Raw genomic sequence first — 16,005 nt, 5'->3', positions numbered from 1 at the left:
CGATAACTCAAGGGCTACCGAAAGCCCCCGCCCTTTTAGGCGTGGGGTAGTTTACATCTCCTATGAGAAGCGTACTTTTTTACCGCTCCTCCAAGAAAGCACAAACCCAATAACGCCATAGCCGAGAGCGCGGTAGGTTCCGGTACGGTTTGGGTGACTCTTTGACGAACCGTATCTGCTATTAGCCGATGGGTAGCAGTGGTTGGGTGCTGATTGTCATAGTATAAGAAGGCTTTGGGGTCATTTGCCAGAGCCGAGCTACAGGCAAGCCAACCCGGAAGGTTATCGGAATCGACGGTCGGAAAGTTTATTCCCGTGCAGTTATCGGTGATATTTTTGTAACCGAACGAGCCTGGGTCGGACGCGATCCACGCGAATAAACCGTTAAAATCTACCGAGATAATGTTAGTCTGAGGGAACGAGCGACTTAATCGATCGAGGCTCTGCGCTAGGAGATCGTTATGCGCTTGAGTTAATAGATCGAGCTGTTCGGCAACTACGGAACCCTGAGCGCGAGCTAAAGGAGTCTTGCCCAGATTCGGCAGGTTAAGCGCGACAATATTGCGAGCGCCAGCATGAGCAAGAGTTGCGATCGCGGCTGATAAATTATTAACTGGTTCTTGAGGGTTGGTTGTCAAACCGCCTAAATAGTCATTAGCGCCACCCCAGAGGATGTATAGCCCGTTCTCGTCGGCAGTCCGTCCGTTAAGCAAGTTAAGGAATGTATCGACCTGCGTTGCCATGCCTGGAAAAGGCGGAGGAGCAATGTTGGCGCTTCCTGTAGTTGCACCAATAAAGGCAAAGTTAATGCCATCAGCGGGAATGCCACTATTGGGAGGCAGCTTAGTAATGGGTGCCGGGTTGAATCCCAAGTCGTCAGCGAGATATTCTACCCAGATCGGACCGTTGGAAGCCCGTCCTTGAAAATAAAACGGTTGGGGTGGAAACTCAGAGCCGCTAAGATTGTAGAAATTGCCAGGGTCGGAAAGACTATCCCCGAAGATAAAGAGCGAGTCGTAATGGGGGACTGCCGCCCCGACTGGTAGTGCAGATAAAGTAGTTAGAGCGATCGCGACTCTACCTACGGTCTTGAGATTGCAATTAAACTTCATAAGTGCTTTTACTGGTTAAAATTCTCTGAAATTTTTGAGATTAGGGAAATTTAATTGAACTTTTCTGCTTGCTGGGATATTATAGCGAACCCCGCTCTTTCCTCCGACGGAGTTTACTGGCACCAACTCTCTCAATTGAGAGATTAGAGCCTTTTGCAGAGAAGTTTTTCAGCAAACCAAGACGTGCTCGATCGCCCAAATCGTTGCTCATAATGGTACGAGCGACTATTGTATACTTTAAATTCATAAAGCACTAATCCAGATTTTTCCGCGTTTCAGATAGGATGACTATAGGTAAAGAAAACATGATTCATTATGAAGTTTAGATGAAGATTTTACTCGTAGAGGATGACGAGCGGATCGCTGACGCACTCCTAGAAGATCTAACCGACCAGCACTATGTTGTAGAAGTAGCCCATGACGGACAAGCAGCTTGGGATCTCGTCGATAGCTTTACCTACGATCTGATCCTGTTGGACGTGATGCTGCCTAAAATAGATGGAATCCATCTGTGCCGACGGTTGCGCACTCAAGGATGCACTACGCCGATCCTGATGCTAACAGCCAGAGATACAGTTAGCGATCGCGTTTTGGGACTCGATGCGGGAGCCGATGACTACTTAGTTAAGCCCTTTGACCTACAAGAATTATCGGCTCGAATTCGAGCCTTGATGCGCCGGGGTAGTTCGCCGCTTCCGCCCGTGCTGGAGTGGGGAGAGTTGCGTCTCGATCCAAGTACCTGCGAAGTTTCCTATGAAAACCGTTCCTTAACCCTCAGCCCCACAGAGTACCGCTTGTTAGAGTTTTTCCTGCGTCACGGTCGTCGGGTATTCAGTCGGGCGCAAATTCTCGAACAGCTTTGGTCGTTCGACCAAATTCCCGAAGAATCGACAGTGAAAGCGCACATCAGAAGTTTGCGACAAAAACTAGAAGCGGCAGGTGCACCTGCTGATTTTATCGAGACGGTATATGGTCTGGGCTATCGGCTCAAACAAAAACCTTAATGCAAACGCTTCAGTTATGACAGTTTTTTTGAATAGCTTATGACCGATGTTTCAAGATTTGCGCTGGCGACTTTTATTGTCCTATCTAACTGCAATGGCTACCATTTTGAGTCTTTTTGGGACGGGAGTCTATGTTTTTTTTAGTCGCAGTCTCTATCGCGAATTAGATAAGAAATTGCAAACGCTCGCTGAATCTGCCGTTCCGTCTCTTAACGAAGTCAAAGCCAAAAAAGAGCGGTATTTGGAGGATGTCGATCGCGTCAGTTGGGGCGAGATCCTCTATCGAGAACGACAGAGCGTAGAATGGTTCGATGCAGAAGGTCAGCCGCTCGTCTCTAAAGGAACGCTGAATTTAGCCCTACCGCCAAGACCCGGTTTTTGGACGATCGAGCGGATGCAAAGACCAGCACAAATTCGGACTTTCACCATCCCCGTCACCGAAGGGGACACCGAGGCGAATTCTCCTTCCCTAGAAGGCTATATTCGGGTCAGTCAATCGACAGAGGAAATCGAAGCGATCCAAAGCCAACTGCTGTGGGGAATGGGAATGGGGGCGGTAACGACCCTGGGATTGGTAGGTTTGGCTGGTTTCTGGCTGAGTCAGCGGGCGATCGAGCCAGTCGAGCAAAGTTTTCAGCGCTTAAAACAGTTTACGGCGGATGCTTCCCACGAGTTGCGCGGTCCTCTGACGGCGATTAAAGCCTCTGTGGACGTGATGCGCAACCATCCCGAACGCATTCATCCCAAGGATGCTAAAAAGCTATCGGCGATCGCCTCTGCTACCAGCCAGATGATCGAGCTGACGGAAGATTTGCTATTTCTCGCTCGCACCGATACGCCGAGTTCGGCGTTTGAGGGGGGACGCTCGCCAATCGCACTCAATACCATTTTGCAGGAATTAGTGGATTTGTTCGGTCCCTTTGCCCAAGAAAAGGGGGTGCAGATCGACTACCAAGAACTCGCTGCGGTATCGATCGACGGCGATCGCTCTCAATTGAGTCGTTTATTTTCTAATCTGCTGCGCAATGGCATTCAATACACGCCTTCCGGCGGTCGGGTGATACTTCGCCTCATGAGAAACAATCGCTTTGCCATCATTGACGTGAAAGACACCGGGATCGGGATCGCTCCCGAAGAACTGCCGTTCGTGTTCGATCGCTTCTGGAGAGCGGACAAAGCCCGCTCTCGTCGCGAAGGGGGTACGGGCTTGGGACTGTCTATTGCCGTCGCGATCGCCCAGCGTCATGGCGGAAAAATTACGGTCAACAGTCAGTTGAAAGTAGGGAGCTGCTTTACCGTATATTTGCCTTTGAATGCTGCCGCCACCTCTTCCCTTCCTGCTGGACAGCGGCGAGAATTGCCGCTTGAGGGAGTTCGCGCTCAGTCAATGCAAACGAGCAAGTAAAATATAACCAACCATAGGCAGATTCGGTTATGACAGTAAATACGCTATCAAAAGTCGCTAAGCCAACCTTGGCACGTCGACTCGTTATTCTAGCGCTATTGGCGGCATTTGGTGCTATGGCAGTTGGGTTCGTCAAAGAGATGGTCGCGCCAGTGACAACGTTTTATGGGGTTGACTTTCCGGCAGGGGAAGTTTCTTTCGCCGATACCATCGTCTCCTACGAGCCAGTTATTTATCTTAACGACGATCGCCTCCCCAACGTTCAAGAACCATTCAACAATGCCGTAAGCGCTTTAGGCGCTCCCAATTCGACTGACCCGCGACATCCTTTGGCTTCTCTATCGGCTCGTCACGACGTATCTCTGGGACTCGGCGGCAGCCTTACATTACGATTTACTAACAATGCCTTGACAGGAAGCGGCAATAGCGCTCTAGATTTATGGATTTTTGAAGCAGGCGAGAGAACCGAATCGGTCTTTGTCGAAATTAGCAAGGACGGGAAGACCTGGCATGCCGTCGGTCGGACGGATAAAAAACGCAGTGGGATCGATATCGATGCTTTTGGATGGGGGCCGGAAGACTACTTTGCCTATGTTCGTCTCACTGACGATCCCGAAGAGGGAGAACACGACGGCATCTGGAACAATGGAGAATGGGTTGGCTGGGGAGGTGCTGATATCGATGCAGTGGGAGCTATCTCTTCAGTTTCGCTGATTTCTTCGGTTTCCCATGCTTCTTCTTTTTCCATTCCGCTTTCTAGATTAATGTTATTTGTAATGGCGATTTTAGTAGCGGGAATAGGAATCGGTTATTTGGTCAATACGTTTCTCTTCGATAAGAAGAGTTCTAAACAGAATTTTTGATAGTTCGGTAGGCTCACAATAGTAGTAGGATGCTAAAAAGCGCACTCTACTACTAAAAAAATCGGCGGCGAACCACGACAGCCCCCGCACGGTGGAATCCACTAACTTTAATCTTTTTCCCTAAGCATTAATTACTGGCTGTAAAGATGACTTCTGGAAATTTAGCCTGCGCCTCAGCCATGCTGATGTGCTTGCCTTGGTTGCGGAGATCTTGCCAGAAATTAATCACTTCTGTGGCTTTGTTGAGGATCTCGATCCGCTCGTTTTCAGCGATCCAGTGTTTGGCTTCTAACTCTTCTTTTAGCTGTTGCCAAGCATCATTGCGCGGCCAAAAATAATATACAGTCAGAGGGCTTGTCCCTTTACCCACAACTTGGTCAACTGCGATCGCTACATTTTGATCCAACCAAAGCACTTTTAAAATAAATCGTGACTCCAATGACCCCTCCAAAAAAAATATCTCAATCTAATGTCGTTAAATGTACAATAGACCATTCTACCGCATGCTTTACCTTTCTGAATGAAGGCATCGCCCTTGAGTGCCTTCAGTTATCAGTTATCAGTGGCTCCTTTGGAGTGACTGAAAGTGGCAAGGGTGCCACACTACGATTGTTGTAGAGGCTCATGGCTTTGGCGATGCCTTCTTTTAGAGAAGTTTCTACGGCTTTGACGGCTAGATCGAGTACCTCAGAGACGATGGGGGCTTCTTGGGGAGAAAATCGCCCCAAAACGTGAGAAATCGTCTCGACCTTACCATTAGATTTTCCGATTCCAACGCGCAGGCGAGGAAAATTTTGGCTTCCGAGATGGGAGATAATCGATTTCATGCCGTTATGTCCGCCAGCAGAACCCGATAGGCGCAGCCGCAATCGTCCCAAGGGTAAGTCCATATCATCGTAAATGACCAGCACGGACTGAGGAGTCATTTTGTACCAATCTATTACTGCTCGAACTGACTGTCCGGAACGATTCATATAGGTTAGGGGTTTGAGCAGGCGAATCTTTTTGCCGCCAGGAGCGATTCCTTCAGCAAACAGCCCGTGAAAGCGACCGTTAGGCTGCCAAGAAAGTTGCCAGAACTGCGCCAGGCGATCGACAACTTCAAAGCCGATATTGTGTCGCGTTCTGTCGTACTTTGATTCGGGATTGCCTAAACCAACAATCAATTCGGGAATGACAAGACTGGTGTTTTCTTGAGTCATGACGAGCACTACTGACCGCTAATCGCTAATAATTCGATTGTCCGAGGAGCGTTTCTAAGTAAACGCGGGCGCAGGTAAAGTAGTCCTGAGAATGGGGATTGGTTTGACTCTTCTCATTTTCTAACAAAAATAGCGAAAGCGCTGCGGCAAAGACTCGATCTTGATCCCAAGCTGGATGAGTCTCTAGATAGTTTTGCAGTGATTCGTGTAGTTCTTCAGGAATTTCTGCCACAATGCTAACGGATATACTCATTTAGATCCCTCAAAGATAAATACAAAGAATTTTTTCGGCTTTTCTGTTTACCTAAAGTTAAGCCAGCCTCAAGCAAAATTATTTGGTGTAGGCTCTATTTTTTGCTCAGATGGGGTAGCATTGTCAATGCTACGAAATGTTACAAAAATCTTTAGAAAAAATCAAGATTTACGAAAAAATAGGCTTTGTAATCTCTTTTTTTTACATATCTTTACAAGAACTCAGTATTGTCAATTTAGCATCATTCAAAAAGCGAAATTCCTCACTCAATTGCAAACACTTAATTTGCCATAGTTGCCTGTGGAAAAGTCTGGGAAAACTGTGGAAAAAGTAGAATTCCTTGTGGAAATAGTGGGGAATTTATGGGGGAAAAGAGGCGAAAAAAATAAGAATTGCAAATTTTTGAAAATTTGTCCGCGTTACAATTTGAGTAAAAAATCAAAAACTTAATTTGCATTATTATCCCTTAAGCAGTAATGTAGCGCTCTTCGCGTTGCTACCCGAATCAGTTGATAGGGTGCTTTTTCCTCAATCACCCGATAATCTTGGGATTGCAAACCAGTCTTTTCAATATCGTCAGGTTGCCCGATTATCAAAACGGTAGAGTCATCAGGAGAGGTATTGACGAGATTTTGGAGAAAATTGGTAGCCGAGCGATCGCACGTCCAGAAAAAGCCAACCGACTGTTGAGTGTAGAAAGCAACGCTTGGCTTTTTGAAACCGACCATCATTAACCTTTCTCCCGGTTGTCTTACCTGAGCGATCGCCTCAGAAAGTTGCCGCAGGGGAAGTTGACGAGTTGCATCCATCAAAGCATAGCCGGGATCGATAAAGAAGATCGTAAAGGCAATAAAACCGACGAGATTAGCGGCAATTATCCAACGCCAAGAAGTTCTTTTTCTGAGAAAAAAAAGACTGACAATACCCGCGATCGCCCAGATCGTTCCCCCACGTAAATGAACTCCCGATCGCTGAATTAACTCAGATAAATTCTCCATAGCGGCATCGCTGCCGACTAAGCTAGGAATTTGTAAAGAAACTATAGCCAAAAGAAACAACAAAAGAATATTCAAACTCGCACTAATTAACAAGCCATAATTAATTTTTAAGAAGCGACTTTCCGAACTAATGCATTGCGAATCGCGAGATAGTTCTTTACTCCAAACCAACGCAACCAAGATCGCCGCAGCGGGAATCAAGGGCAAAACATAGCTGGGTAGCTTAGTCACCGAAATAGTAAAGAAGACAAAAATATCGACAAACCAAAAAAGCGCAAATAAACTCAGATGAGCGCGACGGGGCTGCTGAGTCCAAAAAGAACGCTGCCAAAAACGAAGGCGCATAATAGCCAGAGGTAAATAGATCGACCAAGGAGCAAATAAAGCCAGTACGATTAAAAAATAAAAATACCAGGGAGCCGAATGATTGTTAACGACGCTGGTAAAGCGATCGAAATTATGATAGCCAAAGAAAGAATTAAGAAAAGCCTCTCCATTTTTTATCGTGACTAAAACGTACCAGGGCAAGCAGACAGCCAGAAAAATCAGTCCTCCCCCAATCAAGCGTATCTCTTGCAAAACTTCCCGTAACCTCCCCACATAAAGCAGGAAAGTCACGATAATTAGTCCGGGTAAAACAATCCCAACCGGGCCTTTTGTCAAAACTGCCAGCGCACTTAATACATAAAAACCCAAATACCAGGGATTGGGAAGGAAAAATAAAGCATTCTTCCTTTTTCCTTCTTCTGCATAGCCCCAAAAAAAGCACAGCAGAGACGTTCCCATACACCCGCTCAGCAGCATATCAGAAACGCCCAGGCGCGACCATGCGATCGTATGAGCGTTGAGAGCCACTAGCGCAGCCCCAAGCCAAGCAGAAAGCCATAATTGACGCTGAGTTCTTCTGAGTTGGTGCGTTTGAGCTGCCGCAGGCGTAGCGAAGCCAAAATAGCGTAAGGTAAAAAAGCAGAGAATTGCGATCGCGATCGCAGCTAGTGCCGAAGGCAATCTTACCGCCCATTCATTGACTCCGATTAGCTTGTAGCCTATCGCCATCAGCCAATAAACCAGAGGCGGCTTATCGAAGCGCGTTACCTCATTAAAATAGGGCGTAATCCAATCGCTTCTAACAATCATCTGGCGGGCAGCTTCGGCAAATAGAGGTTCGGTTTCGTCAATCAATCCGATCCTGCCGAGATTCCACAAAAACGCCAGCCAGCAAACAGACGCTAACCAGATAATCGAAAATACCCAAGCACTCTTAGGGGATTTTTCAAACGATTGCCACCAGTCTTTAATCGTATCAGCTAGCTTCAAGGTCAAAATCTCCTCCCTCCAGGTGTAAAGTTAGCATGAAACTAGGAGAGATAGTTAACTCGGCGCGATCGCGTCGAGTTGAGGATTGATAGATTGACGCAGGACAGCGAAAGATTGTTCGTAGAGGCTCAATGGAAATCGAGTGCCAATGATATTTAAGCTGGATGGTAGTAGAAAGCGACCCCTAAGATAATATAAGTTGCCAGTAACAAGATGCCATTTAACCAGTTAGAATGTCCGCTAAAGCTAATCAGATTCGACACCGTGACGGCAACAGCTAGAGCGACGACTTCAAAGGGATTAAAATTGAGATCCATATCTTGACCCATTAGTTGTCCCACCAGCACCAAACAGGGCGCAACAAACAGGGAAATTAACAGGCTATCTCCCATCGCTACAGAAACCGTCAGATCCATCTTATTTTTGAGGGCTAGCCGAACGACGGTAACAACTCCCGAAACATCGCTAATGAGAGGCAGGAGAATGACTCCGGTAAATAAGGGAGTCAGTCCCAATCCCTGTATGGCTGATTCGACAACTTCAACGAAGAGTTCTGACTCGTAGGCAACCGCGACGGTCGATACTAGCAAAACTGACAGCCAAACTTTCAGAGAGGGCATTTTAGCCTTATCGGTGTCGGATAAGTCAGAATTTTCTTCATCTGCTAAACCGACATCATAGAGATAGCTGTGAGTTTTTAGGGAAAACAGAAGCGTCAAACCGTAGACGATTGCTAGCACTGTAGCCACAATAATCGAGAGGTTTGTGATGGCGATAGCATCGACTACATTTGAGGTATAGATTACCATAGTCGGGAGAGCGATCGCGCAGGCTGCCAGCGTCATCGACGAACCATTGACTCGTGCCAGGATCGGCTGAAATTCTAATTCTTTGTAGCGCAATCCACCCGCTAGCATTCCTGCTCCTAAAAACAGGAGCAAATCGCTGAGAATACTGCCCGTAATGCTAGCTTTAACTAGATCGACCAATCCCTCTCTCAAAGCGATAAGGGTGATAATCAATACCGTTGCGTTGCCAAAGATTGCGTTGACTAGGCCGCCTACAGAAGGCCCCGTAACAATAGCAACTTTTTCGGTAGCGGTGCCCAACCAAAGAGACAGGGGCACGATGGCTAAGGCTGAGGTGAGAAAAACGGCTAGAGTTCCCCAATCCAACCATTTGGCTGCGATCGACAGAGGGATAAAGACTAATAGAAGCAGCTTCAATAGAGGAAGCGAAAGAAATTGCGGCACGAGATCCCCTCATTCAAAATGGCTGCGTTAAATTCGAGCTTCACGAGTAGATTGTTACAGTTCCACGGTAGCTGAAGATCGATCGTTGTGTTACGCTATACATTAGTACGGCAGGAAGTGCCGGAATCAACGCCTGAGAAGCTAGTTGCAAGACTAGGACATCAGCCTAAACCATGGAAAGCCGAGTCCAGGAAGCCAGCCCATCGGGATGGCACTTCACATATTTGTACGATTGACAAAAAGGGCAGGCGTTTGTCTGCCCTAGTCATTTTTAAATTGCCAGCCTAAATCGGATATTCTAGACTTGAACCATGCCGCCTGCTGCTTGAAAACGCGCTCTGGCTCGTTTCAAGGCTCGCTCGGCTTGGATGAGTTTGGCGCGATCGCCACTTTTAGTAGCTTCTTCTAAATTTGCTTGTGCCTGCGTATATTCGGCACGCGCCGCTTCGCGATCGATTTTGTCGCCCAGTTCGGCAGCATTGACAAGAACTTTGACCTCGTTGTTTTCGACTTCAGCAAATCCCCCCATCAGTGCGATCGCTCGCCAATCTTTACCGGGACGAACTCGCATCACGCCAATGTCCAAAGCCGTCAACAGCGGAGCGTGTCCCGTGAGAATTCCCAATTGCCCCGTCGTGCTAGGCAAAATAATTTCTTGAGCTGCATCGTCCCAAACAATTTTGTCTGGGGTAATTACTCGTACTGTTAAGGTCATATTTTTATTAAGGTTAGTCGTTAGTCATTAGGTCGTTAGTAGTTAGTCGGTAGTCGTTAGGGAAGAATATTATCCGCTAACCAACAACCACTAACTACCAACTAACTGCAATTAGCCTTTCTTGAGTTTTTCGCCTTTGGCGATCGCCTCTTCGATGTTGCCTACCATGTAAAAAGCTTGCTCTGGCAACTCGTCGAGTTCTCCAGCCAGAATCATCTTGAATCCTTTGATAGTATCTGCCAAAGTGACGTACTTTCCTGGGGAACCAGTGAATACTTCTGCCACGAAGAAGGGCTGAGACAGAAAACGCTCGATCTTGCGGGCGCGGTCTACCGTCAAGCGATCGTCTTCAGACAGTTCGTCTAAACCGAGGATCGCAATAATATCCTGTAGCTCTTTGTAACGCTGTAGGGTGGCTTGTACGGCGCGAGCAGTATTATAGTGATCTTCGCCGACAATACCGGGCTGTAACATCGTGCTAGTAGAATCGAGGGGATCGACAGCGGGATAGATTCCCTTAGCCGCTAGACCGCGAGACAATACCGTCGTTCCGTCCAAGTGAGCAAAAGTGGTTGCCGGAGCGGGGTCCGTCAAGTCGTCAGCCGGCACGTAAACGGCTTGGATCGAAGTGATCGAACCTTCCTTGGTAGAAGTAATGCGCTCTTGCAGATCTCCTACGTCGGTTCCTAGGGTAGGCTGATATCCTACGGCAGAAGGCATACGACCCAACAGCGCCGATACCTCGGAACCAGCTTGGACGAAACGGAAAATATTGTCAATGAAAAGCAATACGTCTTGCTTGTTGACATCGCGGAAATATTCCGCCATGGTCAGCGCTGATAGACCAACGCGCATTCTTGCTCCTGGCGGCTCGTTCATCTGACCGTACACCAGTGCAATTTTGGACTCGCTAGGGTTGTCGGGGTTGATGACCTTAGATTCGATCATTTCGTTGTATAGGTCATTTCCCTCGCGGGTGCGCTCGCCTACCCCGCCGAACACGGATACGCCGCCGTGTTGAATGGCGATGTTGTTGATCAACTCCATCATGATGACGGTTTTACCTACGCCAGCACCGCCAAACAGACCGATTTTGCCACCCTGACGATAGGGAGTGAGCAAGTCGATCACCTTGATCCCAGTCTCGAAAACTTTGGGCTTAGTCTCCAGATCGACTAATTTGGGAGCGGGTCGATGGATGGGGAAAGTTTCGGTAACTTCAACGGGACCCTTTTCATCGACGGGTTCGCCTAAAACGTTGAAAATCCGACCCAGAGTAGCTTTTCCGACTGGAACGCTAATGGGAGCGCCCGTATCGCTAATGTCCATACCTCGCACTAAGCCGTCAGTGCTGCTCATGGCAACGGCTCGAACTTGATTATCGCCCAATAATTGCTGGACTTCGCAAGTGACGGAAACGTCTTGTCCTGCTGAGTTTTTCCCTTGAACTTTTAAAGCATTGTAAATCCGGGGAAGCTTGCCGCTAGGAAACTCGGCATCAATGACCGGACCGATAATTTGGGTGATTTTGCCTACGGTTTTTTCTGTTGTGGCTACCATGCTTATGTCTACTTGGTGGTTAGCTTATAATTTAGGCTATGGGCAAGAGTTTTACGAAATGTGAAATTTGCCATCTTTTAGATTATCACTTAATCGGGATCGTCGGATAAGCTAACCTATCCCTTCTTTAGTTTGGGCGAGCGATCGCCGACGCTAAAAACTATTTTGGCAATGTTTGTCTTGGTTTTTCCCCAGATTACGGGAGCCAGAAAATCTGAAGAGAAGATAAAAGCAATTTTTTCTGAATTCTGACTCCTAAGATTTAATTATCGGGACACAATTTTGCGAGCTGGGAGCAATTCTTTATCTGCCAGATATTGGTGAAGTTCTAAGGGTTTCAATTTGCACAAATCTTTCGCCAATTCTTGAATCTTGAGGTGTTTGGGGAGGTGCGGCGCAATGGCTTCTCGTAACAGTCCTAAAATTTGAGGCTCGGCAACCAAAAGAAGCTGTTGAGCGTGATAGGCTTGCGTCAATTCGACTATCTTATTCACAATCTCCTTAGCAAAGCTGCGCTCGAACTCATTCAAATGATTTTGACGGTGGTCGTCGTAGCCGTGAGCTTGTCCGGCAGCACCGCGATTGCGTCCCGTCTTAGTCGTTGACCAGAGGTCTTTCCCATGCAATTCGTTAGCTGTATTGGCAAGGCTATCTTTTTCTACCAAGTTGGGACCCGACTGATATTCTGGTACTTCTGCTTGTTCTAGGATGAAGAAACGCGCTTTAGTACCGTCAATAACAGCAACAACTGATTGATTCATAACAACTTCAAGAGCTATATTGATAGATTCTTCATCTTAACAAGAGTCAGGTGTATCCTACGACACTCTGGAATAAAGCTTAAAATTGTATCTGGATCGGGATTTTTATTTACAAAACTAAATCAACAAACGGCGATCGCCAATACCACCTTAATTCTAACGCTGTAGGAAGAGTTCGCGAACTCTCCCTACAAAAACAGAGGGTTTTCGAGCGAGGCGATCGATTAGATGATTGACTCCTTTAAACGCCAGCCATAGCTAAATGCTCGATTTTCGTTCCCAATAGCTTGAGAAATTCTGCCAACCAGCGAGGATGAGCGGGCCAAGCTGGAGCCGTAACCAAGTTACCATCGACAATGGCTTCATCGACTGGGATATTTACGTATTGTCCCCCCGCGCGGACGACATCTGGACTGCAAGCGGGATAAGCAGAGCATCGCTTTCCTTGCAGTACGTCAGCTGCCGCGAGAAGTTGAGCGCCATGACAAATCGCGGCAATCGGTTTATTAGCGCGAGCAAAATGTTGCACCATTTCGATAACCGTTGCATTCAAGCGAATGTATTCTGGCGCTCGTCCGCCGGGAATGACCAGTGCATCGTAATCTTCGGCTCGCACCTCATCAAAGGTGGCATTGAGGGTAAAGTGATGACCGGGTTTTTCAGAATAGGTTTGATCGCCTTCAAAGTCATGGACGGCGGTGCGAACTTTTTCGCCAGCTTTCTTGTCAGGACAAATGGCATGGACGGTATGACCGACCATTTGTAGGGCTTGGAAGGGAACCATGACTTCGTAGTCTTCGACAAAATCGCCGACGACCATAAGGATTCGTTTTCCAGACATAGATATTCTCCGGTTCGATTAAAAACTTCTTCCTAAATTGGTACTTTTATACAAATAATAAAAGGCAAGCAAAATCTTTGGTCTTTGCTCGCCCGAAATATTGCTGCTTATAGATTATCGTCTCTAGAGGATCGATCTATGCTGCTTGAGGTTGTAATAGGACTCCCAACCGATCGATTCCTTTTTGTAGGTGGCGTGTTACCGTCATGGGACTGATCCCAATTTGCTTGGCTGCTTCTTTGCGAGGTAAATCCCGTAAAAACACGCATTCGATTGCTGCTTTAGTTTTGTCCTCAAGCTGATTCATGGCTCTTTGCAGTTGCAGGCGTTCTTCTGCGATCGCTGCCTCAGCTTGACAGCGAGGATCGGGTAAAGTATCGCCGAAGGTAATTTGGGAATCTGCCGATTGACCGATAGTAGCATCTAAACTAACCAGCAAGCGATTTTGTTGGGCCAGTTGACACTCATGCCACTCTTGGAGAGAAATACCGAGAGCTTTGGCTACTTCGCTTTCTCTAGGCGAGCGTCCCAGAGAAAGGGTCAATTCCTTGCGCAAGGTTTTTCCTTTAGCATATAGCTCTTGCCAGCGGCGGGGAATGCGCATGATATGACCTTTATCCCGCAGATAGTGAAGAATTTCGCCTCTGATATAAGGAATGGCAAAAGAACTAAACGCGCAACCTTGTTGGGGATTAAACCGTTCGATAGCGCGAATGAGGCCGATAAAACCAATTTGGACTAAATCTTCGTAAGATTCGGTGCATTGCTTGCTGAGACGGTGGGCAACTTGGCGTACCAGTCCGGCATTTAACTCTACCAGTTTGTTGCGAAGTTTTAAGGAAGGGTTGCGGGAGTAGGCGCTCAAAAGTTCAATGTTACGAATAGTAGAAGACTGAGTGGTCATGAGTCCTAGTGTTTGAGATGCAGCAATTGATTTATTTAACTAATCCTTATTGTCCGCATCTGACCCCTTTGGTACTATCGGCATTTCACTGAAATCTTGAGAATGTAACTTTACGATCTCAGTGTTTATGCTGAGACTTTCTCTAAAACCCCGAACGAGACTCTAATCCAAAAAAATTCGGCTGCCCAAACCAAGCCAAAATAACTTTGTTTGTATGTGACTTCGGTGTTCTCAACTAAGTCGATCGCTCGTTTTTATTCCGTTTTCTGTGAAGTCGTTCCACCGTCAGAGCATCGATCTCATATTAAACTGATGGTAATTGTGAATTGAGTTAGAGATACTCCGCCGTGAGACGGCAAAGCCTCCTCTAACTTTGTGAATTGATAATTGGGAATTGCAAATTAGATTGACCGAGATCGGACTTTGATTCTATTACTTGTCGATTGGGAAATGAAAAATGGCTAATAAAACTTTTGGAATGGAACGCAATCTTTATGAATATTTCCAATCGATTGCTTTGCGAGAGCCAGAGATTTTAACTCAGCTTCGCCAAGAAACCGCCAAACATCCAATGGCGAACATGCAAATCGCTCCCGAACAAGGTCAATTTATGACATTGCTCGTCCAATTGATGGGAGCGAAAAAAACTTTAGAAATTGGCGTATTTACGGGCTACAGTACTTTAGCAATTGCCTTGGCACTGCCACCAGAGGGAACGATCGTTGCCTGCGATATCAGCGAAGAATACACGGCGATCGCTCGCCGCTATTGGGAAAAAGCAGGCGTAATTCATAAAATCGATCTTCGTATTGCTCCCGCGATAGAAACTTTAGAGCAATTAATCGCTCAAGGACAAGTTAATACTTTTGATTTTGCTTTTATTGATGCAGATAAAAGCAATTATGATAACTATTACGAACAAGCTTTGCAATTAGTGCGTCCGGGAGGGCTAATCGCGATCGATAATGTTTTCTGGGGAGGAAAAGTAGCCGATCCCGACGCGACAGATAATCGAACCCAAGTGATTCGACGGTTAAATCAAAAGATCCATCAAGACGATCGCGTTACGATGAGTCTAGTTCCTATTGCCGATGGATTAACGCTAGTGCGCAAGCGCGGCTAAGAGGACATCCTAAAAGTTTATTTTGTCACTCCCAGTGCAGGAGAAGGTAACGAAATGACATTCTATACTTTTGGGATAACCTGTAACATCAGGATGAATTTGTCTGCGTTTGGTTATTAGTAATCGAGCAAGACTTATCATAATGGTGGAAAAATTTCTATGATAGGAATATAGTTGCCCTTCATTTGCCATGGAAGCTATTTATATTCCGCAACTCCTCAAAGCACTAGAGAGAAAAGAGACGCTACAGATCCAGGAATTTATTCCCGGTTTAGAGACTTTAACGCCCGTGCGGGGAAGCATGACAGTCAACCATCGAGGAAATTTTCTAGAAGTTTTTGCTAAGGCAGAGACGATTGTGACGTTGACTTGCGATCGCTGTTTGAAGCAGTACAACCATCGCCTGTCTCTCGATACTTCCGAAATTATCTGGCTTGATAAAAATGCCGACCAGGATAAAGCTATCCCCTTGGAACGGGAAATTTCGATGGAAGATTTGTCAGAAACACTGCCGTTTGATGGTTACTTTGAACCGGATACCTGGTTGTACGAACAGCTATCTCTGCTGCTGCCACTGCGACGATTATGCACTCAAGACTGTCAGCCAGCCGCCCCTACCTATTCTCAAAATGAACCTGGCATAGATACTCGCTGGGCGTCCCTAGAAGCGTTGAGAAAGCAACTATCAGAGTAG

At 46.7% G+C, this 16,005-nt stretch carries 17 protein-coding genes; 6 read left to right on the top strand and 11 right to left on the bottom strand.

Going from position 1 to position 16,005, the window contains the following annotated elements; translation table 11 throughout:
• Positions 1 to 35: 35 nt before the first annotated feature.
• On the bottom strand, positions 36 to 1,112 hold the full coding sequence (locus tag NIES593_RS18360; protein ID WP_073600953.1) for an SGNH/GDSL hydrolase family protein: 1,077 nt from the start codon (positions 1,110 to 1,112) through the stop codon (positions 36 to 38).
• A gap of 326 nt (positions 1,113 to 1,438) precedes the next feature.
• Between NIES593_RS18360 and NIES593_RS18355 the strand changes: the two genes are divergently transcribed.
• The 3 genes from NIES593_RS18355 to NIES593_RS18345 are packed head-to-tail and all read left to right on the top strand — an operon-like array spanning position 1,439 to position 4,384.
• Complete coding sequence (locus NIES593_RS18355) at positions 1,439 to 2,116, top strand: response regulator transcription factor (RefSeq protein WP_073600952.1); 678 nt, start codon at positions 1,439 to 1,441, stop codon at positions 2,114 to 2,116.
• Positions 2,117 to 2,162: 46 nt separating this feature from the next.
• On the top strand, positions 2,163 to 3,521 hold the full coding sequence (locus NIES593_RS18350; RefSeq protein WP_073600951.1) for a sensor histidine kinase: 1,359 nt from the start codon (positions 2,163 to 2,165) through the stop codon (positions 3,519 to 3,521).
• A gap of 29 nt (positions 3,522 to 3,550) precedes the next feature.
• Positions 3,551 to 4,384: a hypothetical protein gene (locus NIES593_RS18345; protein WP_073600950.1), complete on the top strand. Its 834-nt coding sequence runs from the start codon at positions 3,551 to 3,553 to the stop codon at positions 4,382 to 4,384.
• 127 nt (positions 4,385 to 4,511) lie between these two features.
• Here the strand turns inward: NIES593_RS18345 and NIES593_RS18340 are convergent, their stop codons facing one another.
• The 5 genes from NIES593_RS18340 to cax all read right to left on the bottom strand — a co-directional run bounded on the left by NIES593_RS18340 (position 4,512) and on the right by cax (position 9,407).
• Positions 4,512 to 4,835, bottom strand: a complete 324-nt coding sequence (locus NIES593_RS18340; RefSeq protein WP_175561174.1) for a 30S ribosomal protein PSRP-3 — start codon at positions 4,833 to 4,835, stop codon at positions 4,512 to 4,514.
• A 94-nt stretch (positions 4,836 to 4,929) separates the two neighbouring features.
• A complete protein-coding gene (pth, locus tag NIES593_RS18335) occupies positions 4,930 to 5,586 on the bottom strand; it encodes an aminoacyl-tRNA hydrolase (RefSeq protein WP_073600949.1) in 657 nt (218 codons plus the stop codon).
• 25 nt (positions 5,587 to 5,611) lie between these two features.
• Positions 5,612 to 5,839, bottom strand: coding sequence for a DUF2811 domain-containing protein (locus NIES593_RS18330; RefSeq protein WP_073600948.1), 228 nt, complete (start codon positions 5,837 to 5,839; stop codon positions 5,612 to 5,614).
• Positions 5,840 to 6,285: 446 nt separating this feature from the next.
• Positions 6,286 to 8,154, bottom strand: coding sequence for an ArnT family glycosyltransferase (locus tag NIES593_RS18325; protein ID WP_073600947.1), 1,869 nt, complete (start codon positions 8,152 to 8,154; stop codon positions 6,286 to 6,288).
• Positions 8,155 to 8,309: 155 nt separating this feature from the next.
• Positions 8,310 to 9,407 (bottom strand): calcium/proton exchanger, encoded by a 1,098-nt coding sequence (gene cax, locus NIES593_RS18320; protein WP_073600946.1) that lies wholly within the window; start codon positions 9,405 to 9,407, stop codon positions 8,310 to 8,312.
• A gap of 87 nt (positions 9,408 to 9,494) precedes the next feature.
• On the opposite strand from cax, the gene NIES593_RS23700 reads away from it, so the two are divergent.
• Complete coding sequence (locus NIES593_RS23700; protein ID WP_139253743.1) at positions 9,495 to 9,695, top strand: hypothetical protein; 201 nt, start codon at positions 9,495 to 9,497, stop codon at positions 9,693 to 9,695.
• Between the two features lie 10 nt (positions 9,696 to 9,705).
• Here NIES593_RS23700 and atpC read toward each other — a convergent pair whose 3' ends face one another.
• The 5 genes from atpC to NIES593_RS18295 form a co-directional block, all read right to left on the bottom strand.
• A complete protein-coding gene (atpC, locus tag NIES593_RS18315) occupies positions 9,706 to 10,122 on the bottom strand; it encodes an ATP synthase F1 subunit epsilon (RefSeq protein WP_073600945.1) in 417 nt (138 codons plus the stop codon).
• A gap of 111 nt (positions 10,123 to 10,233) precedes the next feature.
• Positions 10,234 to 11,682, bottom strand: a complete 1,449-nt coding sequence (atpD, locus tag NIES593_RS18310; protein ID WP_015142097.1) for a F0F1 ATP synthase subunit beta — start codon at positions 11,680 to 11,682, stop codon at positions 10,234 to 10,236.
• 266 nt (positions 11,683 to 11,948) lie between these two features.
• Entirely contained in the window at positions 11,949 to 12,443 is a 495-nt protein-coding gene (locus NIES593_RS18305) for a host attachment protein (protein ID WP_073600944.1), read from the bottom strand.
• Between the two features lie 241 nt (positions 12,444 to 12,684).
• A complete protein-coding gene (locus NIES593_RS18300; protein ID WP_073600943.1) occupies positions 12,685 to 13,284 on the bottom strand; it encodes a DJ-1/PfpI family protein in 600 nt (199 codons plus the stop codon).
• 136 nt (positions 13,285 to 13,420) lie between these two features.
• Positions 13,421 to 14,188, bottom strand: coding sequence for an RNA polymerase sigma factor SigF (locus tag NIES593_RS18295; protein ID WP_073600942.1), 768 nt, complete (start codon positions 14,186 to 14,188; stop codon positions 13,421 to 13,423).
• A gap of 457 nt (positions 14,189 to 14,645) precedes the next feature.
• On the opposite strand from NIES593_RS18295, the gene NIES593_RS18290 reads away from it, so the two are divergent.
• Together NIES593_RS18290 and NIES593_RS18285 are read left to right on the top strand one after the other, a co-directional pair.
• A complete protein-coding gene (locus tag NIES593_RS18290; protein WP_073600941.1) occupies positions 14,646 to 15,311 on the top strand; it encodes a class I SAM-dependent methyltransferase in 666 nt (221 codons plus the stop codon).
• 190 nt (positions 15,312 to 15,501) lie between these two features.
• Positions 15,502 to 16,005 (top strand): YceD family protein, encoded by a 504-nt coding sequence (locus NIES593_RS18285; RefSeq protein WP_073600940.1) that lies wholly within the window; start codon positions 15,502 to 15,504, stop codon positions 16,003 to 16,005.

Origin of the sequence: Hydrococcus rivularis NIES-593 (genome assembly GCF_001904635.1) — a bacterium.
GTDB classification, from domain to species: Bacteria; Cyanobacteriota; Cyanobacteriia; order Cyanobacteriales; family Microcystaceae; genus Hydrococcus; species Hydrococcus rivularis.
Note: the sequence above shows the minus strand (reverse complement) of the source record. Positions and strands in the feature narration are given on the sequence as shown.

Coding starts and splice junctions, on each gene's coding strand:
- NIES593_RS18360 (WP_073600953.1), bottom strand. CDS start 1,112: ATGAAGTTTAATTGCAATCTCAAGACCGTAGGTAGAGTCGCGATCGCT.
- NIES593_RS18355 (WP_073600952.1), top strand. CDS start 1,439: ATGAAGATTTTACTCGTAGAGGATGACGAGCGGATCGCTGACGCACTC.
- NIES593_RS18350 (WP_073600951.1), top strand. CDS start 2,163: ATGTTTCAAGATTTGCGCTGGCGACTTTTATTGTCCTATCTAACTGCA.
- NIES593_RS18345 (WP_073600950.1), top strand. CDS start 3,551: ATGACAGTAAATACGCTATCAAAAGTCGCTAAGCCAACCTTGGCACGT.
- pth (WP_073600949.1), bottom strand. CDS start 5,586: ATGACTCAAGAAAACACCAGTCTTGTCATTCCCGAATTGATTGTTGGT.
- NIES593_RS18330 (WP_073600948.1), bottom strand. CDS start 5,839: ATGAGTATATCCGTTAGCATTGTGGCAGAAATTCCTGAAGAACTACAC.
- atpC (WP_073600945.1), bottom strand. CDS start 10,122: ATGACCTTAACAGTACGAGTAATTACCCCAGACAAAATTGTTTGGGAC.
- atpD (WP_015142097.1), bottom strand. CDS start 11,682: ATGGTAGCCACAACAGAAAAAACCGTAGGCAAAATCACCCAAATTATC.
- NIES593_RS18305 (WP_073600944.1), bottom strand. CDS start 12,443: ATGAATCAATCAGTTGTTGCTGTTATTGACGGTACTAAAGCGCGTTTC.
- NIES593_RS18300 (WP_073600943.1), bottom strand. CDS start 13,284: ATGTCTGGAAAACGAATCCTTATGGTCGTCGGCGATTTTGTCGAAGAC.
- NIES593_RS18295 (WP_073600942.1), bottom strand. CDS start 14,188: ATGACCACTCAGTCTTCTACTATTCGTAACATTGAACTTTTGAGCGCC.
- NIES593_RS18290 (WP_073600941.1), top strand. CDS start 14,646: ATGGCTAATAAAACTTTTGGAATGGAACGCAATCTTTATGAATATTTC.
- NIES593_RS18285 (WP_073600940.1), top strand. CDS start 15,502: ATGGAAGCTATTTATATTCCGCAACTCCTCAAAGCACTAGAGAGAAAA.